The sequence below is a fragment of the Rhodococcus sp. NPDC060084 genome (genome assembly GCF_042730335.1).
In the GTDB taxonomy this organism is placed as follows: Bacteria; Actinomycetota; Actinomycetes; order Mycobacteriales; family Mycobacteriaceae; genus Rhodococcus.
In genome coordinates this window covers 1-19,491 of sequence record NZ_JBHWWX010000011.1, presented here as the reverse complement: position 1 = coordinate 19,491, position 19,491 = coordinate 1, and the positions used below count along the sequence as shown (strand labels likewise).

Below are 19,491 nucleotides of genomic sequence, written 5' to 3'. Positions count from 1 at the left end.
CTGCCTCTAGTAGGCGAAACGGAATGAGTCCATCTTAACGGTTGGCTTCGCACGCTTGCGAATCGGGTGGAAACGCCCTTCGCATCACGTGCCTGCGCGGTTCGCCGAATTGGATGTACCTGTCATCGAATTGGAGAGTCGCCCGGGCACCCGATAGGCCGATCGGGCTACCGCACCTGCCACGCACACGCGCCGACGGTCGCGGCGAGCGCGAGCACGATCCACCGTGGGTCGGCCGGCAACACCCACACCGCTCCGATCACTGCCGCGGCCGGCACGGGGAGCGCGAGCCCCAGCGCCGCGATCGATGCCGATCCCGGCAGTGACGCGGTGAGGGCGAGACCGGTCCCGGCGGCGACGAGCGCGGCACGCACCACGAGCGGAATTCCCTCGCCGATCTCTTCGGGAAACCAGACCGCGGCCACGGACACGACCATCGCGACCGCGAATCCGGCGAGTGGGCTGGGGAAGTACCGGGCGAGACGAACCCCCACGAGTACGGCACCGACCGTGACCAGGAGAACCCACCGAGGTGCGCCCGCCCACAGTTCGACAACGATCGGATATCCCGCAGCGACCGCCCCGGTGGCGGCGAGCACGAACCGGTCGTTGCCCGGCGGGAGGAGGCGGGCGGTGATCTCGGCTGCGATCACGATCGCAAGGAGGGCCACAACCACGACGAGCCACATCCGCACGGCGGTTTCGGCCTCCTGCGACGTGACGAGATCAGCGAGAAGCCGGTAGCCGAGCGTGAGGACACCGGCTGCCACGACCGCGATGACGGACACCCGTGGGTCCAGCCGTTGCACGCGCATCCCGGGCCGGGCGGTAATCGCGGCGCCGACCAGCGTGACGAGTGCGAGCACCAACAGCCACTGCGGCACTGTCCAGCGCATCACCGCGACCGGCACCACCGCACCCACGGCCGCTGCCGTGAGAAAAGCCGACCAGGCCCCGGCGACGAGCGCCCACTGGCCGCTCGCCGAACCCCACGCCCCGGCGGCCGCCGAGCCGAGCAGCACACCGGTGGTCGCGGCCGCCACGAATCCCACGACGGCGAGCGTCTCGGACGATGCGTCGACCGGAACGATGTACCGCACCGAGCCGAGCACCAGAACGGCACCCGCCCCGATCGCCCACGCGGTCCGCCGCGAACCCGACCGCTGCAGCCCGGTCGCGGCCAGCACCGCGAGCACAGCGGTGATCACCGGCGTGTAGTCGTTGCTCGTACCCGCGGGCAGGACGGAGTCACCGACGGCGAGCACCATGACGGCCGCCGCCGCAGCAGCGACCGCGGCGAGCGTGGACACCGGATCGGCGAGCCGCACGGCCGTCGAGGCGGGAGACACGTCAGCGACCCTCGGCGTACGTGCGCAGGTGCTCGACCTGCACCGGGTCGAGTGACGGACGCACCTTGTCGCGCGCCACGGCCATGTCCTCGGAGGCCACCACCGCGGCATCCACGTTGCGGCGCATCGCGGCGAGCGCGGCCTCACGCAACAGTGCGGAACAATCCGCCGCCGAATACCCGTCGAGTTGCCGGGCGAGGTCCCCAAGGTTCACGTCGTCGGCCAGCGGGACGGACCGGCCGGCCGTTTCGAGGATGGCGGCGCGGGCCTCGGCGTCGGGCGGCGGTACGAACACCAGCCGTTCGAGCCTGCCGGGACGCAGCAGTGCCGGATCGATGAGATCCGGACGGTTCGTCGCGGCCACCACGACGACGTCCCGGAGCGGTTCCACGCCGTCGAGCTCGGTCAGCAGTGCCGCGACGACCCGATCCGCGACACCCGAATCCGAACTCTGCCCGCGCCGCGGTGCGAGTGCGTCGACCTCGTCGAGGAACACGAGCGCCGGGGCGGAGTTGCGGGCACGCTGGAAGAGTTCGCGCACGGCCTTCTCCGACGCACCGACCCACTTGTCCATCAGCTCGGCGCCCTTGACCGCGTGCACACTCAGCTGTCCGGTGCCGGCGAGTGCCCGGACCAGGTAGGTCTTGCCACAGCCGGGCGGCCCGTAGAGCAGCACACCTCGCGGCGGATCGACCCCGAGCCGGGCGAACGAATCGGGATGCTGCAACGGCCACAGCACGGCTTCCGTCAGTGCCTGCTTGGTTTCGACCATGTCACCGACGTCGTCGAGGCTGACGCTGCCGATCGCGAGCTCCTCGGTTCCCGATCGCGACAGCGGGCGGATGACCTCGAGGGCACCGATCAGGTCGTCCTGGGTGAGTTTCGGCTCGTCCGCGGCGCGGCTCGCGCGGGAGGCCGCGCGGAGTGCGGCCTCGCGGCACAGTGCGGCGAGGTCCGCGACGACGAAGCCCGGGGTACGGCCGGCGACTGCCGGCAGGTCGAGGTCTGCCGACGGAACCGTGCGCAGCAGCACCTCGAGCAACGCGCGTCGCGTGGTGCCGTCGGGTAGTGGCAGCGACAGCTCACGATCGCAGATTTCGGGCGCGCGGACCCGGGCGTCGAGGTCGTCGGGATGGGCGGTCGTGACGACGAGTGCGACACCGGGGGTGTCCACCGCGCGCCGGAGTTCCTCCAGGATCAGCGTGGCGACGGGCTCGGCGTCGGAGGGAAGAAGCGCATCGGCATCGGTGACCAGCAGGACGCCACCACTGCGGACGTCCTGTGCGGCGGCGGCGACGCGGCGCAGGCGCTCGTCGGCCGCGAGCGCGCCGATGCCGGGACCGTCGAGTTCGAAGACCCGCCTGCTCGCGAGGACCGAGCGCACGAACGTCGCTTTGCCGACGCCGGCGGGGCCGGTCACCAGTACGCCCAGGTGCGGCGACGCACCGAGCGTCCGGAGCAGTTCGGGTTCGTCGAGCGCGAGGGTGAGCCATTCGCTGAGCTTGGCGACCTGCGGCTGTACGCCGACGAGGTCTTCCACCGGAGGCGGCGGAGGAGCGGGGGCCGGGTCGGGAGTGCGGGTGATCCCCGCGTCGTGGACGACGGCGGGAGCGGTGCCCCCACCGGTTCCGGCGCCACTTCGCCACGTGACCGCGCTGTTGGGCTGCACGCTCACCGGACCCTGAGGATCGACCGTGGTCACGGTGAGCAGTTCCGACGTCCACGCGACCCCGAACGTCCGGGACAGCGTCCGCGTCGTGTCGGCACTGCTCGTTCCCGGACCGAGGTCACGGGGGAGAAGCGAGACCGCGTCACCGACGGTGAGGACCTTGCCGAGCAGCGCCTGTCGCAACGTGGCGTCGGAAATCGACTGTCGCGCGAGTGCAGATCCGGTGACCGTCACGGTGCGGGCGCCATACACGGTGACGGATTCGACGACGACCGTGGCGTCCTCACGGAGTCCGGTGTTCGACAGCGTCACGTCGTCGAGCAGGATCGTGCCGGTGGGTGTCCCGGGTGGCGCGAGCCCCGCGACCGCGGCGGTGCGCCGTGCCCCCACCAGCGCGATCGCGTCCCATTCCCGGATCCCCAGAGCGGCGAGAGCCTCCGCGTGGAGGCGGACGACGCCGCGGCGCGCGTCGGCCGCGGAGGTGTTGAGTCGGACGGTCAGCGCGAGTTGTGGAGAGGTCACGCGCCGAGCCTAGAACGTGCTCACTCCCCGCGGGGACGACGCAGGCCCAGGCGCGTCGCCGACCGTGCTGTCGTGGTCACCCGGCGGGCGCCCGCGCGGTGTGGCCGAGCGGCACGGGTTCGGGCACGGATCGCGCGTCGTTCCGCCGGTTTGATGTCCCATGTCTCGGGCCGCGCCGCGACCCAACGCTTGGATCGGATGGCGAAGGGGATGTGCAGCAGGTAGACGCCCACGAGCACGATCATCAGGACGAACGGGTAGGTGACGAGCGCAGCAGCCGCGACGGCGACGAGGGCGAGGAGCAGCACGGCCAGCCGCGCGGGCACCGATGCGGACTTCATCGCGAGGGTAGGTACCCGGCTGACGATCAGGGCCGCCGATATCAAGGTCCACACCGCGACGAGCGGCATCGACGACCACCAGCCGTCACCCCACTGGATGTAGGCGGCGACCGGAGCGAGCGCGACGAGCGCGCCCGCAGGGGACGGCACGCCCACGAAGTACTCGCGTGCGTACGCCGGCACGCTGTCGTCTTCGAGCAGTGTGTTGAATCGGGCCAGTCGCAGCACGATGCTCACTGCGTACAGCAACGCGACGATCCAGCCGAACGCGCTGCCGTCGAGCAGCGTCACGTACAGGACGAGTGCGGGCGCGACACCGAAGGCGATGGCGTCGGACAACGAATCGAGTTCGGCGCCGATCTTGCTGGTCGCATCGAGCATGCGCGCGATGCGGCCGTCCAGCGAATCGAGGACGGCGGCAGCGCCGACAAGTCCGATGGCGGTGCCGAGTTGTCCGTCGAGTGCGAACTTCACCGCCGACAGACCCGCCGACAACGCGAGAATCGTGATGACACTGGGGAGTAGGCGGACCACCTGCGGCCGGTTACGGGTCTTCCGAACCGGGGCCGGGCGGACTGCCGGACCGGGAGGATTCACGACAGCGGCGTAGTCGGCAACTGCGCGATCACCGTCTCGGCGCCGATTGTGCGCTGGCCGCGCTCGACGAGCAGTGTGCTCCCGGGCGGGAAGTAGGTATCGACGCGCGACCCGAAGCGGATGAGGCCGTACGTGTCGCCGATCGGAAGGGTGTCGCCGATCTGTGCGTCGCACACGATCCGGCGGGCGAGCAGGCCGGCGATCTGCACGACCACGACCTCGCACCCGTCCCGTGTTTCGAGCAGCATGCTGTTGCGCTCGTTCACTTCGCTCGCATCGGCGAGGTCGGCGGAGAGGAACTTGCCCGGCGTGTGCACGACCTTTCGTACGGTGCCGCCGACGGGGCTGCGCTGTACATGCACGTCCAGCACCGACAGGAAGATGCTCACCCGCGGGCGGGGCTCTGTGCCGAGGCCGAGTTCGGCGGGAGGCGCTGCGGTATCGACGAGCGCGACCTCGCCGTCGGCGGGAGCCACGACGACGCCGACCCGGTTCGGCGGTACCCGATGCGGATGCCGGAAAAAGGTGGCTGTGGCAGCCGCAGACGCCAGGCCGGCGCGCCGCACCCACTTGTGGCGGCGGCCGAGAGCGGCTAACGCCAGGGGCGCGGCGACGAACGGGACGCCTCCGGGGTGGAGCGGCGGAATCACGTGCCGGACCAGATCGACGACGTGGGCTATACCGCTGGTGGGGGGTTCTCCGGCGGGGGACGGCTTACGTGCCACGGCTCCTCTTATGTGTCGCGTTCGGTGTGTCGCCACGGCCGGGGGCCGCGGGCTACCCGGCCGCAAGGCCTTGGGCTACCACAGGGTACGTGAGCGACGTCGGGGATGCGCGGAGCCGAAGCGTCAGACGGTGGCTCCGGCTTCGACCTCGTTCTTGATGCGTGCGAGGGTCGCGTTCATTCCCTGGATCATGTCGTCGTCGAACGGTTCGCTGCCCCCCAGAACGTATTTGATGAGGGTCTGCGACACCTTGCTGGTGCCCTGCGGTGCTTCGCGACGCTGCACGATCCGCGTTCCGGTCGCCGTGGGCTCCAGGGTGAACGACCAGATCGACCGGTTCTCGTTGATGCGGAACCGCAGTTCGCGTCCGGGTTCGAAGGCGATGACCTTCGAGGTGGTGGGCCACACGAGCAGGCCCTTCTTGTTGATGTTGATCGTTTTGGTGCCGCGCGCGACGGTGCCACCCCGAATGATCATTTTTCGGCACTGAGGGCTCCACTCGCCCATGCGCTTCAGGTCGGAGATCACACTCCATACGCGCTCGGGTGATGCGGCGATGTCGACGGTGGCTTCGAGGGTCTGGGACACGGGGGACTCCTGTGCTCGTCGGTTCGGTTCCGGTCTACCGGCGCCGATATCTGATACTTCCGGTTACAGATGTGCGTCGATCGTAGCGGACATTGTGTCGCGGGTCACCGGCGCGCCTCCGGGCGTGGCGACGTAGCCGGGTCATCGCAACCGCCGGTGAGGCGAAGGAATGCGCCGAGTTCGGCGAGCGCGTCGGGAGTTGTCGGAAGGTAGTCGGTCAGAACTCCCGATTGCACGACGATCGCGCACCACTGCCCACGCGACAGAGCCACGTTCAGCCTGTTCCTCGACAAGAGAAACGACATGCCCCGAGGAACGTCCTCGAGCGCAGACGCGGTCATCGATACCAGGACCACCGCCGCCTGTCGCCCTTGGAATTTGTCGACGGTTCCGACGGGGACGCGCTCGAGACCGGCAGCGGACAGTGCCGTGCGGATGGAGGCGACCTGCGCGTTGTACGGCGCCACGACGAGGATGTCGGCCTCGTCGAGGGGACGCGCCGGCATATCGGGGTCGCCCGTCCATGCAGCACCCAGCAACTTGTCGACCTGCCTGACGATTTCTGTGCTCTCCTCCTCGGAGCAGGTGGCGTTGCCCCGATGGTCGACCCGGACCGTGTGGACGCCGGGCAGCACCCCGTCGAGTGCCCGCGCGGACGTCACCTCTGTCTTGGACAGCAGTCTGCCGTCGTACGACAGGTCGGACACTCGCGCGCAGAGGTCCGGATGCATGCGCCATGTCAGCGACAGGAAGTAACCGCGCTCCGCGGGGAGTGCGCCGTGTCCTTCCGCGAGCCACCCGAGAGCGGATTCGTCCACCGCTTCCGGATGTGTCCCCTGGCTGACCTGGGGCAACTGCTGGGGGTCGCCGAGGAGCAACAGGTTCTGTGCGGCGCGAGCGACCGCAACCGTGTTCGCCAGGCAGAACTGTCCCGCCTCGTCGACGACGAGCAGATCGAGACTGCCGGGCTCGATGCACTGCGGGTTGGTGAAATCCCATGCCGTACCGCCGACGACGCATCCACCCTCGCTCGCGTTCAGGTACGAGGCCACACTCCGGGCATCGGGCACCGCGGTCCACGCCGGGTCGGCGGTCTTGGTTTTGGCCTTCACCACCCGGTCTCCGGGGACGCCGGCAGCGACGATGCCGTCCAGCATGTTCTCGACCACCGAGTGCGATTGGGCAACCACGCCGATGCGCCATCCGTGTTCGCGCACCAGCGCTGCGACGACCCGCGATCCGGTGTAGGTCTTTCCGGTGCCGGGCGGGCCCTGCACCGCCAGGTACGACTCGTCGAGGTCGAGAACCGCGGCGGTGATCGCTGCCGCGAAATCGGCGTCCTCGACCTCGGGCAGTCCGGCCCCCGACCGGGTACGCGGCGGGATGCGGCGCAGCACGTCCACGGCCGCCGTGCGGGGGAGTGTGGGCAGTTGGTCGCACATTGCCGAGGCGGCCGATTCGATCGCAGCCTCGAGGCTGGTCGACGGGATCGGGCTTCCGGGCGTCACCGCCATCGGCAGCGACGAGTGCTCGTCGCCCTGCAGCAGTTCCTCGACGACGAGCGCATCGTGGAAATGCGGGTCGACCGTCCGTTCCACCACCTCGGCGCTCGACCACGACCGAGTGCCCGCGCCTCCGCTGGGCAGTCCCTCCGGGCCGGGAGACTCGTACAGCAGGAACACCTTGTCCTTCGGCCGCAGTGTGCTTCCGGTATCGAAATCGCCGACGAGACGGACGCGCCGTCGCAATTTTCGCTGTCGCGGCGTGGCCTTGTGCCAGTCGGCGTCGAGCGTGACCGACGACGCGATCAGGGTGTCGCCGGTGTCGGCCCATTCGTCCGCCGGCGCCGCCAGCCGATCGAAATGCGCCCACCAGAACGGTTTCCGCTCACGGCGGTGGTATCCGAGCGAGGCCGCCATGAGCGCGGCCGCTTGCTGGTCGTGGGTGCGATTGCCCGTCGTTGCGTCGCCCGCGTAGGCGAAAAGACGCGTTTCCTCCGGGCGCGGTTCGGCTTCCGGCCTCGCTTCATCGTGGACAGCGCCCGTCGGCGCGATGCCGTGTTCGCGGGCCCGGTCGAGCAGCCAGTTCCGCAATTTCACCGTGGAGACGCAATCGGCCTCGTTGTATGCGGCAATGGAGTCGAGCATCTGCTGCGCCCGATCCGACAGTCCTGCGTCGCGCAGGTCGCAGTAGTCGGCGTACGCGACGATCGAGGCACCGGCATCGACCACGTCTCCTCCGCGGCCGTCCATGTACAGCGGTTCGAGCTTCTTGATGCTGTACGACGATGCTCCGATCCGGATCGACCCCCGCACAAGGGGATACAGGTCGACGAGTACGCCGTCACGTAGGAGTTGGTCGACCGCGTCTTCTCCGGCTCCGTGCCGCCCGGCCAGTCGGAGCAACGCAGACTTCTCGTATGCCGCGTAGTGGTAGACGTGCATTCTCGGGTGTTTCCGGCGGCGTTCGGCGACGTATTCGAGAAAGTCGAGCAGCGCCCGTCGCTCGTCGCTGCGGTTGTGCGCCCAGAACGGGCGGAAGGCAAGGGTTCCTGCGCGGCCTTCGACGACTCCGAACAGATACTCGAGCCCCCAGTCCGGGTTGCCGTCCTCGCACCACAGCGGATCGCCTTCGAAGTCGAAGAAGATGTCGCCGTCGTCGGGTGCGGGAAGCGAGCCGAGAGGAGCGGCGTCGAATACCTCGGCGAACGGGGTACCCGTCCGCTCTTGCGTGAGCTGTGCCCTGGCTTGCGCACGCAGCGATCCGAATGCCCGGTGCGACAACCCTTCCACCGGCTCGCTCCGCGCGGCGAGGTCGTCGATGGTCGACACCCCGCCGGTGCGCAGGCGTGCGCGCTGGGTGGCCCGCATCCCCGCGACGAGCAGGAGGTCGCGGTGCGTCCGGAGATGTGAGCGGCACGTGTCGCATCGTCCGCAGGCAGTGTGGTGCCCCGCTTCCCACCGGGCGGGTGCGCCGACGCGGCGGTGCTCGTCGACGAGTGTCTCCAGATGGGCACGCCGACGCTTGTATACCGGGGCGATATCGGCGTACGAGTGGGAGGACACGATTCCTTGACCGAGAATCAGACGGGTGTGCGTGGCGACGGGCACCCCGCTGCCCTCGAGTGCATCGGCGTACGCGGCGAGTTGCAGCAGCGCCTCGACCTTGGCGTGCCGGGAGAGCTTGGTGTCGTATACCGCGTAGGCGTCGCCTTCCCGGACGAGGAAATCGCAGAACCCGACGAGGCGCCCGTCGAAGAACGCGCCCTGGTAGACGACGGGGGCACCGTCGCGGACGGCCGAGAGGGTGGCATGGGCAGCCTCGGCCAGCCCACCTGTCGTGTACTCGGGGCGGGGGATCTCGACGACGCCCGACCCGTGTTCGGCACGGAAGTCGGCAAGGATCCGCTGTTCGTGACGACTGCCGAGTCGCGCGGTGCGTTCGAGCATCGGATCGTCGGCAGCCGGGGCCTGCTGCGTGAGCCCGAGAACGGCGTCGAGTTCGCAGAGCACGGCGAACTCGCACGAGGCTGCGGCAGCGAGATCGCGGGCACTGTAGACCAGTACGTTGTCGAGCAGGAACATCGCGCGCCGCCTCCCCCGTGTGATGTCACCGACTATCGCAGAGACCGCCGACACGGTTGCCGTTGTGTCGGCGCCGTTGCGGTGAGAGCATCTATCCCAAAATGGAGAATACGATTCTTGGGAGGCTCGTGTGACGTCAGACGGAGTGGTCCGGCAGCAGCGGCGGGGTCGGGCGATCGCCATGACCGCAGAGGAGATCGACGCCTTTCTCTCGGAAGAGAGGACGTGCCGGGTCGCGACCGTCGGTAAGGACGGCAGTCCGCATGTGGCTCCGCTGTGGTTCGTGTGGGACGGGACTTTCGTCTGGCTCAATTCGGTGGTGCGAAGCCAGCGGTGGACCGATCTCGAGCGCGATCCGCGTATTGCCGTCGTCGTCGACGGCGGGGTCGAGTTCGGAGACCTGCGGGGAGTGGAGATCCGAGGCGCCGTACGGGCTGTCGGTGATGTGCCCCGCGGAACGGATCCGGACGGCACGCTTCACGGGGTCGAACTGGCGTTCGCCCGGAAATACACGGGCAGAGACGAATTCGTTGCCGACGGGCGGCATGCCTGGCTCCGGGTCACCCCCGAGTCGATCGCCAGCTGGGACTTCCGTAAGTTCCGCCGGGGCCACTGAGAGCGCGTACGTGCCGCAGGGCGTGCGCGTGCGACGGGCTCTCGATGCCGAGCACCGTTCGGGTGAGGAGTACGAGTCCCCACGGTCCGATCACCCAGATCGGCCACGGGTAGGCCAGCGAGGTCGTGGCGAGCGAGACGAGTACCCAGACCAGGACGTTGATCGCGCCCACACTCGCCCATATGGACCACTCGATGCGCTGGTGTGCCGAAAGCCGGCGGCGGGAGCGGCCGGCCGCCGAGGGGCGTTCCGGCGACATGCTCACCGGAAGGCCGGTGAACTGTTCGCGTGCTTCGGCGACGGTGTCGGACGCGTAGATACGGGCTGCTCGCCGGTCGAATTCGTCGACCGTCAGGCGACCGGCGCCGACATGACGGACGAGTTCGTCGACGTACCGCGCGCGCTCGGGTTCTGATATCCGCAGATTCTCGGTGGACATGGGGTCCTCCAGGAGGATTCCGAGGGAGATTCCATTGTGGAATGTCGGTGTGTCCATGGTGGATATGTCACAGTGGAATGTCAACCCCTCGACGACAGGAAAAACGCATGGCCGGACGTCCCCTCAACGCCACAGCGGCGTCCCTCCTGGGGTTTCTCCACGAAGGCCCCAAAACGGGTTGGGACCTTGTCACCACGGCGCAGGAGCGAATCGGGAAGTTCTGGTCGCTCACCACCAGCCAGGTCTATCGAGAACTCTCGGCGATGGAACGCGACGGCCTGATCGAAGCGGGAGAGACGGGACCGCGAGCCCGCAAGCCCTACGCTCTCACCGACGACGGCCGGCGCGCGTTCGCCGACTGGCTCGAGCGTGATCCCGGGCCGGAGAACATCCGGCATCCCCTTCTGCTCACCGTGGCTTTCGCCGAGCATCTGCCGGCGCACAGGCTGGTCGAGATCCTCGCCCACTATCGGGCCGAGCACGAACGGCAACTCTCCGAGTACGAACAGTTGCTGGCAAGCCACGTACTGCCGGACTATCCGGCCGCTACCGTCGAATTCGGCATCGCGTACGAGCGCGCGGTCCTGAGCTGGCTTCGCGGCATGGACGAGCGACTCGGCGGAGGGGTCAACGCAGCGGATCGAAATACGCCGACAACGGATCCTGATGTCCGGTAATCGCATTCGCCAGCATCCGGCCCGTCATCGGTCCCAGCGCGACGCCCCACATGCCGTGCCCGCCCGCAACGAAGACCCGAGGTGAACGTGTGCCTCCGATCAGGGGCAGGCCGTCGGCGGTGCAGGGCCTCGAACCCACCCACTCCTCGTGCCGCCGGTCCCAGTCGATCCGCGGCAGGAGCGGACGGGTCGCGTCGACGATCGCCGTGATCCGCCGCGGATCGAGCGGGGCGTCGGGACTGCGGAACTCCATCATTCCGGCGATGCGGAGCCGGTCGTGCAGCGGCGTGCACGCCACGCGCTGGGCAGGGAAGTAGACGGGATGGTCGAGTGGCTCCTCCGGACGAACGGTGAAGCTGTAACCGCGCCCGGCCTGCACTCGCGTGCGGACACCGAACGGACGCGCGAGCGCATCGAGCCGCGCTCCGGTTGCGAGCACGACGGCATCGGCGGCCGCCCGCCGCCCGTCCGCCGAGACGGCCTCGACCGTGCCACCCGAGTCGCGTACCGCCGTCACCTCGTAGCCCGCCACCACCTCTCCGCCCCGGACGCGAACGGACTCGGCGAGCGCCGACATGAAGCGGGGCGGATCGAGGAACCGCTGCCCCCGGATGCGCAACCCCGCGCACACCGGGTCGCCGAGCGCCGGGGCCAGCGCGTGCAGGCTGTCCGCATCCAGCAGATCGAAGTCGACCTCTCCGCCTGCTGCCCGTGAGTGGTCCAACTCCGTTATCAGGTGGTCGCGGTCGGATTCGCTCGTGAACGCGGCGAGGAACGGGTCTGCCTGCCGTGTCCGTTCGGCCACGCCGCCGGCTGCGAGGACGTCGTACGCCTCGGTTGCGATCCGGTCGGTGCGGGCGAAGATCTCCGCCGAGCGCTTCCAGCGCCGCGTGGTGCAGTGCCGGGCGAAATCCGCGAGAAACCGCAGAAGCCGCAGGTCCGTGGTGAAAGGCACGTATACCGGCGATGACGGCGTGAGCACCGAACGAAGCCCGTACCTCAGCACGGACGGTTCCGGCAGCGGCAATGTCAGTGCCGGGGCGAGCCAACCGGCATTGCCCCACGAGGCGTCGGCTGCCACGCCGGTACGGTCCAGCACCGTCACCTCGAGGTCGTGTTCCTGGAGGAACCACGCCGTCGACAGCCCGACCATGCCCGCGCCGACAACCACCACCCGACGAACTGCCATGACGCACTCCCGTCGTTCGAGTGACCCCGCCACCATGATGGACCCCGGCGGCGCGCGCCGCGAATCGCGGTGAGCAACGGGAGTGTTACTGCCGGGTAACGAGTTTCGCCGGAGACCGGTGTCGCGGGGGATTGTCGGTTACGGTCGGCGCAGTCCCATGCGCGAAGGGTTGTTGCCGATGCCGCTCTACGAATACCGCTGCGTCGACTGCGGTCCGTTCGACGTATCCGCTCCGATGAGCGCCGTCCGCCCCACCACCGCGTGCCCCGCGTGTGCCGCCGAGTCACCGCGCGCGGTGACCGCGCCGCGACTCGGGCGCGGCCGCACGGCGGCGATGCGCGTGCTCGATTCCACCGCGCGCACCGCGTCCGAACCCGCTGTGGTGTCGGGTGCGATACCCGGTCGTCCGCGCACGCCGCCGCGTCCGGTCACCACCGATCCTCGTCATCGAATGCTTCCCCGGCCCTGACCGGCCGAAATACGGCTCGCACCCCCGGTCGCTCAGCCCCCGGTGCTCACTCCAGGAGGTTCCCTTGCCCGACGTCATCTTCCCGCTCGACTCCACTCGCAAGTTCACCGAGCAGGAGAAGATCGGCCACAACCGTTGGCACCCCGACATTCCGCCCGTCGCGACGGTCAAGCCGGGAGACTCGTTCCGGGTGCACTGCCGCGAGTGGTTCGACGGGGAGATCCACAACGACGACAGCGCCGACGACATCCGCAATGCTCCGCTGCACACCGTGCACGCGTTGTCCGGGCCGTTCGCGGTGGAAGGTGCGAAACCCGGGGATCTGCTGATCGTCGACATCCTCGACCTCGGGCCGATCCCGCAGGAGGATTCCGGGCCGTTGGCCGGACAGGGCTGGGGGTACACCGGCATCTTCGCCAAGCCGAACGGCGGCGGGTTCCTCACCGACCAGTTCCCCGACGCGTACAAGGCGGTCTGGGATTTCTCCGGTCAGACGGCAACGAGCCGGCATATTCCGCACGTGTCTTTCACGGGCATCGTGCACCCGGGACTGATGGGCACGGCCCCGTCGCACGACCTGCTCTCGACGTGGAACACCCGTGAGGCCGCGCTGATCGCGACGGACCCGGATCGTGTTCCGCCGCTGGCACTTCCGCCGGAGCCGAACGGGGCGATTCTCGGTGCTCTGACAGGCCCCGAGTTCGATCGGGTCGCGGGGGAGGGCGCTCGTACCGCACCGCCGCGCGAGAACGGCGGCAACCAGGACATCAAGAACCTCACCAAGGGCAGCCGTATCTTCTACCCCGTCTTCGTCGACGGCGCGAACCTCTCGGTCGGCGACCTGCATTTCTCGCAGGGCGACGGCGAGATCACGTTCTGCGGCGCCATCGAGATGGGCGGGTTCATCGACCTGCGCGTCGACATCATTCCGGGCGGGATGACGACCTACGGCGTCAGCGAGAACGCGATCTTCATGCCGGGCAACACCGACCCGCAGTTCTCGGAGTGGCTGGCGTTCTCCGGAACGTCGGTGACGCTCGACGGTGAACAGCGGTACCTGGATTCGCAACTGGCGTACCAGCGCGCGTGTCTGCACGCCATCGACTACCTCACCAAGTTCGGTTACACCCCGGAACAGGCCTATCTTCTGCTCGGCGCCGCGCCCATCGAAGGCAGATTGTCGGGAGTCGTCGACATCCCGAACTCGTGCGCGACCGTCTACATCCCGACCTCGATCTTCGACTTCCCGGTCTCCCCGAGCGTCGACGGCCCGTTCCGGATCGATCCCGGTGCGGGGGCGCCCCGCTCGCCGGCGTAAACACGTCCTAAGATCCCGTTCGAAAGTTCTGCTGCCGAAGGGGACAAGAATGAGCACACACGTCGAACAGCGTGAGTTCCAGGCCGAGACGCGCCAACTGCTCGATCTGATGATCCACTCGATCTACTCCAACAAGGACACGTTCCTTCGTGAGTTGATCTCCAACGCCTCCGATGCGCTGGACAAGCTCCGGCTCGAGTCCTTCCGCGACAAGGATCTGCAGGTCGACACGTCCGACCTGCACATCGAACTCGCGGTCGACAAGGAGGCCCGCACCCTCACGGTCCGGGACAACGGCATCGGCATGACGCGCGACGAAGTCGTCGATCTGATCGGCACGCTCGCGCGTTCGGGCACCGGTGAACTGCGGCAGAAGTTGCGCGAAGCCAAGGACGCCGCCGCATCCCAGGAACTGATCGGCCAGTTCGGCATCGGTTTCTACGCCTCGTTCATGGTCGCCGACAAGGTCACGCTGCTCACCCGCAAGGCGGGCGAAGCCTCGGGAACCAGGTGGGAATCGAGCGGAGAATCCACCTACACGATCGAGACCGTGGACGACGCCCCGCAGGGCACGTCCGTCACCCTCCACCTCAAGCCGGAGGATGCCGACGACCACCTCTTCGACTACACCTCGCAGTGGAAGCTCGAGGAGATCGTCAAGAAGTACTCCGACTTCATCGCCTGGCCGATCCGTATGGAGGTCACGCGCACCACCAAGGGTGAGGACGGTACCGACGAGGTCGGCGTCGAGACCAAGACGCTCAATTCGCAGAAGGCACTGTGGGCGCGCTCGCGGGACGAGGTGTCCGACGAGGAGTACACCGAGTTCTACAAGCACGTCGCGCACGCATGGGACGAACCCCTCGAGATCATTCCCATGCGCGCGGAGGGGACGTTCGAGTACCAGGCGCTGCTCTTCATTCCGAGCCATGCGCCGTTCGACCTGTTCGCCCGGGAGCGGACGACAGGCATCCAGCTCTACGTCAAGCGCGTCTTCATCATGGACGACTGCGAGGATCTCGTTCCCGAGTACCTGCGGTTCGTCAAGGGTGTGGTCGACGCGCAGGACCTCTCGCTCAACGTCTCCCGCGAGATCCTGCAGCAGGACCGGCAGATCCGCGCGATCCGCCGCCGGCTCACGAAGAAGGTCCTGTCGACGGTCAAGGACATGGCGACGCAGGACGCCGAGAAGTACCGGACCTTCTGGAACGAGTTCGGCCGCGTCCTCAAGGAAGGCCTGATCTCCGATACCGACAACCGCGACACGCTTCTCGAGATCGCGTCCTTCGACTCGACGGCGAGTGACGACGAGCAGACGACGCTCGCCGGATACGTCGAACGCATGAAGGACGGCCAGGACGAGATCTACTACATCACCGGCGAGTCCCGGCAGCTGCTCGAAAGCTCCCCGCACATGGAGGCGTTCGCGGCGAAGGGCATCGAGGTGCTGTTGCTGACCGACCCGGTCGACGAGATGTGGGTGACGTCGGTTCCCGAGTACGACGGCAAGCCGTTCCGCTCCGTCGCCAAGGGCGAGGTCGATCTCGACACCGACGACGAGAAGAAGGCAGCCGAAGCCGAACGCGAGGAGCAGGAGAAAGAGTTCGGCGACCTCCTGACGTGGATGAAGGACACCCTCGACGAACACGTCAAGGAGGTACGGCTCTCGTCGCGCCTCACGACATCGCCCGCCTGCATCGTCGGCGACACCTTCAGCATGTCGCCGGCGCTCGAACGCATGTACCGGGCATCGGGCCAGCCGATCCCGCGAACCAAGCGCATCCTCGAACTCAACGCCGGACATCCGCTCGTCTCGGGTCTTCGCACGGCGCACGCGGAACGCAACGACGATCCTGCGCTCGCCGAGACCGCGGAACTGCTGTACGGGATGGCGCTGATCGCCGAAGGCGGTGAGGTCGAGGACCCGGCGCGCTTCACCCGGCTTCTCGCCGACCGCCTCGCCCGCACGGTGTAGTCGGGCCCAGGGGGGCGGTGTGATCGGGCCCGGGGGCGGTGCGGAACCGACGTCCGCTTCCGCCCCCCTGGCTCTGCCCGCCACGTCATCGATAGGGTCGGTTCATGAGTGACGTGGGTGGAGTTCTGTTCGACATCGAGGGCGTGATCGTCACCTCGTGGAAGCCGGTGCCGGGGGCCGCCGACGTGCTGGCCCGGTTGCGCGAGGACGGCGTGACCCGGGCATTTCTCACCAACACCACTTCGCGCACGCGCTCCGCGATCGCGCGCTCGCTCACCGATCTGGGAATGCCGGTCGATCCGGACGAAATAGTGACGGCCGCGGGACTCACCGCGGAATACGTCCGGCAGACCTACCCGGGTCGCCGCTGCTGGGTACTGAACGACGGTGATATCGAGGACGATCTCGAGGGCATCGTGCAGGACGACGTCGATCCCGAGGTCGTCGTCCTGGGTGGAGCAGGTCGTCATTACGACCACCGCTCGCTGAGCAGGGTCGCGGACCTGATGCTCGGCGGAGTGCCTGTCGTTGCGATGCACCGGGCGATGTCGTGGCAGACGGACGACGGGTTGCGCCTCGACACCGGGTCGTACCTCGCCGGGCTCGAGGAGTTGACCGGCCGGACTGCGGTGACGGTAGGCAAGCCCTCGATGCGCGGGTTCCTCGTCGCGGCGGACCTGATGGGCGCGGAACCCGACTCCATCGTCGTGGTCGGTGACGACCTCGCGGGTGAGGTGGTTCCCGGTCAGCGACTCGGTATGACCGGAGTTCTGGTACGTACCGGGAAGTTTCGCCAGTCGGTGCTCGATCTCTCGGTGGACGAGCCCGACCATGTGATCGACTCGGTGGCCGATCTGCCGGCACTGCTCGACGCCCTCTGAGGAGGCCCGTCCACCTGTGAGGTGGTTCCTCGCGCCCGTCCGGTGTGATCGGTACCCTACCGCCGGGGGATCAGCCCTCACCGTCTCCTGTAGAGGCAATCCAGCGCAGAGGAGTGCTCTTTGTCCATTCGATCCTTCCGTTCCGTTCTCTCCGGCCGCCGTGTCGCACGCGCCGGTGTGCTCGTCGCCCTCGGCGTGGCGTCGGCCGCTTTCATGGGGACCGGGACCGCGGCGGCCGCTCCGGTGACGTGTCTGTCTCCGCCGTCCGCAAACCAGATCCTCGTCTCGGACGCCGCGAGTTGCGGCGCGACGGCCGCTCCGGGCGCCACGGCGCGCGCGTCGGCTGCCGACAGCGGTACCGCGGTGTCCGTCGCGGAGCGAGGGGGAGCTGCCGAGTCCCACGCAACCGGATTCGGCACTGCGCTCAGCGGGGCGTCCGACGGCGGCCGCTCCTACGCGTACGCGCTCGGCGGCGGGCTGAGTCATTCGTGGGCCGAGGGACCGGCCATGACGGTGTCGGTCGCGGGCTGGGGCTCGGGCGCGACCGCCGATACGACCGGCGTGACCTGCGTGGGTGCCCAGTCGTTCGCGGTCAACACGGCGACCGGTCAGTGGTGCGCCGTGGGTGTCGGTTCTACGCGCCGATAACTTTCTTCCGCGTTTTTCCGCTGCACTGTGACGGGGGTGGTGAGTGCCTGTAATCTTGCACTCACCACCCCCGAGTGCTAAGAATGCACTTAGCACTCGCAACACGTGAGTGCCAGGTCGGGACGGTGAGACCGGGAATAACGACACTCCCTGGTCGTCCGTCGCGGGCACTGAACCCGGCCGGCAAGCGTGTCACCCCCATACCCGGAGGATCACTTCGCAATGGCCAAGATCATCGCGTTCGACGAAGAGGCTCGTCGCGGCCTCGAACGGGGCCTCAACAGCCTCGCCGACGCAGTCAAGGTGACGTTGGGCCCCAAGGGTCGCAACGTCGTTCTCGAGAAGAAGTGGGGCGCTCCCACGATCACCAACGATGGTGTGTCCATCGCCAAGGAGATCGAGCTCGAGGACCCGTACGAGAAGATCGGCGCCGAGCTGGTCAAGGAAGTCGCCAAGAAGACCGACGACGTTGCGGGTGACGGCACCACCACCGCCACCGTTCTCGCCCAGGCGCTGGTGCGCGAGGGTCTGCGCAATGTTGCAGCAGGAGCGAACCCGCTCGGCCTCAAGCGCGGCATCGAGAAGGCCGTCGAGGCTGTCACGGCCCGGCTGCTCGACACCGCCAAGGAAGTCGAGACCAAGGAGCAGATCGCTGCTACCGCCGGCATCTCCGCCGGTGACCCCGCGATCGGTGAGCTCATCGCCGAGGCCATCGACAAGGTGGGCAAAGAAGGCGTCATCACCGTCGAGGAGTCGAATACCTTCGGCCTTCAGCTCGAGCTGACCGAGGGCATGCGCTTCGACAAGGGCTACATCTCCCTCTACTTCGCCACTGACGCAGAGCGTCAGGAGGCAGTGCTCGAGGATCCCTACATCCTGCTCGTCAGCTCCAAGATCTCCACGGTCAAGGACCTGCTGCCGCTGCTCGAGAAGGTCATCCAGTCGGGCAAGCCGCTGCTGATCATCGCCGAGGATGTCGAGGGCGAAGCCCTGTCGACCCTGGTGCTGAACAAGATCCGCGGCACCTTCAAGTCCGTCGCCGTCAAGGCTCCGGGCTTCGGCGATCGCCGTAAGGCTCAGCTCGCCGACATCGCCATCCTCACCGGTGGCGAGGTCATCAGCGAAGAGGTCGGCCTCTCGCTCGAGACCGCCGGCGTCGAGCTCCTCGGCCAGGCACGCAAGGTCGTCGTCACCAAGGACGAGACCACCATCGTCGAGGGTGCGGGCGATCCCGACTCCATCGCCGGTCGCGTCAACCAGATCCGCGCCGAGATCGAGGCGTCGGATTCGGATTACGACCGCGAGAAGCTGCAGGAGCGCCTGGCCAAGCTGGCCGGTGGCGTCGCCGTCATCAAGGCCGGCGCTGCGACCGAGGTCGAGCTCAAGGAGCGCAAGCACCGCATCGAAGATGCCGTGCGTAACGCCAAGGCGGCAGTCGAAGAGGGCATCGTCGCCGGCGGTGGCGTTGCACTTCTGCAGGCCGCTCCGGCTCTGGACGAGCTCAAGCTCGAGGGCGACGAGGCGACCGGTGCGAACATCGTCCGCGTTGCTCTCGAAGCACCGCTGAAGCAGATCGCCTTCAACGCCGGCCTCGAGCCCGGCGTCGTTGCCGAGAAGGTTCGCAACCTGCCCGCGGGCCACGGCCTCAACGCCGCGACCAACGAGTACGGCGACCTGCTCGCTGCAGGCATCAACGACCCGGTCAAGGTCACCCGCTCGGCGCTGCAGAACGCAGCGTCCATCGCGGCTCTGTTCCTGACCACCGAGGCCGTTGTCGCCGACAAGCCGGAGAAGTCTTCTGCTCCGGCCGGCGATCCGACCGGCGGCATGGGCGGCATGGACTTCTGATCCAGCCCCCGGCATACGCCAGGTAGTCCTCCGCGAGGCCCGAACCCATCTCGATG

The 19,491-nt window shown here is 68.0% G+C and carries 16 protein-coding genes; 8 read left to right on the top strand and 8 right to left on the bottom strand.

Going from position 1 to position 19,491, the window contains the following annotated elements; translation table 11 throughout:
- Nucleotides 1–167: 167 nt before the first annotated feature.
- The 6 genes from ACFWBU_RS08680 to ACFWBU_RS08655 all read right to left on the bottom strand — a co-directional run bounded on the left by ACFWBU_RS08680 (nt 168) and on the right by ACFWBU_RS08655 (nt 9,375).
- On the bottom strand, nt 168–1,349 hold the full coding sequence (locus ACFWBU_RS08680) for a hypothetical protein (RefSeq protein ID WP_378528045.1): 1,182 nt from the start codon (nt 1,347–1,349) through the stop codon (nt 168–170).
- A gap of 1 nt (nt 1,350) precedes the next feature.
- A complete protein-coding gene (locus tag ACFWBU_RS08675) occupies nt 1,351–3,540 on the bottom strand; it encodes an AAA family ATPase (RefSeq protein ID WP_378528044.1) in 2,190 nt (729 codons plus the stop codon).
- Nucleotides 3,541–3,560: 20 nt separating this feature from the next.
- The gene (locus ACFWBU_RS08670) at nt 3,561–4,415 is read right to left on the bottom strand and encodes a phosphatidylcholine/phosphatidylserine synthase (protein WP_296550311.1); all 855 of its coding nucleotides are present in this window, start codon (nt 4,413–4,415) and stop codon (nt 3,561–3,563) included.
- Between the two features lie 59 nt (nt 4,416–4,474).
- Nucleotides 4,475–5,203 (bottom strand): phosphatidylserine decarboxylase, encoded by a 729-nt coding sequence (locus ACFWBU_RS08665; protein ID WP_378528043.1) that lies wholly within the window; start codon nt 5,201–5,203, stop codon nt 4,475–4,477.
- A 123-nt stretch (nt 5,204–5,326) separates the two neighbouring features.
- Nucleotides 5,327–5,791, bottom strand: a complete 465-nt coding sequence (locus ACFWBU_RS08660) for an SRPBCC family protein (protein ID WP_169619230.1) — start codon at nt 5,789–5,791, stop codon at nt 5,327–5,329.
- Nucleotides 5,792–5,895: 104 nt separating this feature from the next.
- Complete coding sequence (locus tag ACFWBU_RS08655) at nt 5,896–9,375, bottom strand: TM0106 family RecB-like putative nuclease (RefSeq protein WP_378528042.1); 3,480 nt, start codon at nt 9,373–9,375, stop codon at nt 5,896–5,898.
- A 181-nt stretch (nt 9,376–9,556) separates the two neighbouring features.
- Between ACFWBU_RS08655 and ACFWBU_RS08650 the strand changes: the two genes are divergently transcribed.
- Nucleotides 9,557–9,991, top strand: coding sequence for a pyridoxamine 5'-phosphate oxidase family protein (locus tag ACFWBU_RS08650; protein ID WP_169619599.1), 435 nt, complete (start codon nt 9,557–9,559; stop codon nt 9,989–9,991).
- Here the strand turns inward: ACFWBU_RS08650 and ACFWBU_RS08645 are convergent.
- Nucleotides 9,936–10,430, bottom strand: coding sequence for a DUF1707 domain-containing protein (locus tag ACFWBU_RS08645; protein ID WP_378528041.1), 495 nt, complete (start codon nt 10,428–10,430; stop codon nt 9,936–9,938). The two genes, ACFWBU_RS08650 and ACFWBU_RS08645, sit on opposite strands and share 56 nt — an antisense overlap.
- A 107-nt stretch (nt 10,431–10,537) precedes the next feature.
- Here ACFWBU_RS08645 and ACFWBU_RS08640 point away from each other — a divergent pair, with 107 nt between their 5' ends.
- Complete coding sequence (locus ACFWBU_RS08640; protein WP_169619236.1) at nt 10,538–11,107, top strand: PadR family transcriptional regulator; 570 nt, start codon at nt 10,538–10,540, stop codon at nt 11,105–11,107.
- Here the strand turns inward: ACFWBU_RS08640 and ACFWBU_RS08635 are convergent.
- Entirely contained in the window at nt 11,058–12,296 is a 1,239-nt protein-coding gene (locus ACFWBU_RS08635; protein ID WP_378528040.1) for an NAD(P)/FAD-dependent oxidoreductase, read from the bottom strand. The genes ACFWBU_RS08640 and ACFWBU_RS08635 overlap by 50 nt on opposite strands.
- Nucleotides 12,297–12,453: 157 nt before the next feature.
- Here ACFWBU_RS08635 and ACFWBU_RS08630 point away from each other — a divergent pair, with 157 nt between their 5' ends.
- The 6 genes from ACFWBU_RS08630 (at nt 12,454) to groL (ending at nt 19,435) form a co-directional block, all read left to right on the top strand.
- Nucleotides 12,454–12,765, top strand: a complete 312-nt coding sequence (locus tag ACFWBU_RS08630; RefSeq protein WP_296550307.1) for a zinc ribbon domain-containing protein — start codon at nt 12,454–12,456, stop codon at nt 12,763–12,765.
- 64 nt (nt 12,766–12,829) lie between these two features.
- Entirely contained in the window at nt 12,830–14,083 is a 1,254-nt protein-coding gene (gene fmdA / locus ACFWBU_RS08625; protein ID WP_378528039.1) for a formamidase, read from the top strand.
- Nucleotides 14,084–14,132: 49 nt separating this feature from the next.
- Nucleotides 14,133–16,058, top strand: coding sequence for a molecular chaperone HtpG (gene htpG / locus ACFWBU_RS08620; protein WP_378528038.1), 1,926 nt, complete (start codon nt 14,133–14,135; stop codon nt 16,056–16,058).
- A gap of 104 nt (nt 16,059–16,162) precedes the next feature.
- A complete protein-coding gene (locus tag ACFWBU_RS08615; protein WP_169651316.1) occupies nt 16,163–16,939 on the top strand; it encodes an HAD-IIA family hydrolase in 777 nt (258 codons plus the stop codon).
- A gap of 120 nt (nt 16,940–17,059) precedes the next feature.
- Nucleotides 17,060–17,587 carry a DUF6764 family protein gene (locus tag ACFWBU_RS08610; RefSeq protein WP_378528037.1) on the top strand — a complete coding sequence of 176 codons (528 nt, stop codon included), beginning with the start codon at nt 17,060–17,062 and terminating at the stop codon, nt 17,585–17,587.
- 222 nt (nt 17,588–17,809) lie between these two features.
- Nucleotides 17,810–19,435, top strand: coding sequence for a chaperonin GroEL (gene groL, locus ACFWBU_RS08605; protein WP_169619250.1), 1,626 nt, complete (start codon nt 17,810–17,812; stop codon nt 19,433–19,435).
- Nucleotides 19,436–19,491 lie beyond the last annotated feature (56 nt).

Coding starts and splice junctions, on each gene's coding strand:
- ACFWBU_RS08645 (WP_378528041.1), bottom strand. CDS start 10,430: ATGTCCACCGAGAATCTGCGGATATCAGAACCCGAGCGCGCGCGGTAC.
- ACFWBU_RS08635 (WP_378528040.1), bottom strand. CDS start 12,296: ATGGCAGTTCGTCGGGTGGTGGTTGTCGGCGCGGGCATGGTCGGGCTG.
- ACFWBU_RS08615 (WP_169651316.1), top strand. CDS start 16,163: ATGAGTGACGTGGGTGGAGTTCTGTTCGACATCGAGGGCGTGATCGTC.
- groL (WP_169619250.1), top strand. CDS start 17,810: ATGGCCAAGATCATCGCGTTCGACGAAGAGGCTCGTCGCGGCCTCGAA.
- htpG (WP_378528038.1), top strand. CDS start 14,133: ATGAGCACACACGTCGAACAGCGTGAGTTCCAGGCCGAGACGCGCCAA.
- ACFWBU_RS08650 (WP_169619599.1), top strand. CDS start 9,557: ATGACCGCAGAGGAGATCGACGCCTTTCTCTCGGAAGAGAGGACGTGC.
- ACFWBU_RS08640 (WP_169619236.1), top strand. CDS start 10,538: ATGGCCGGACGTCCCCTCAACGCCACAGCGGCGTCCCTCCTGGGGTTT.
- ACFWBU_RS08630 (WP_296550307.1), top strand. CDS start 12,454: ATGCGCGAAGGGTTGTTGCCGATGCCGCTCTACGAATACCGCTGCGTC.
- ACFWBU_RS08655 (WP_378528042.1), bottom strand. CDS start 9,375: ATGTTCCTGCTCGACAACGTACTGGTCTACAGTGCCCGCGATCTCGCT.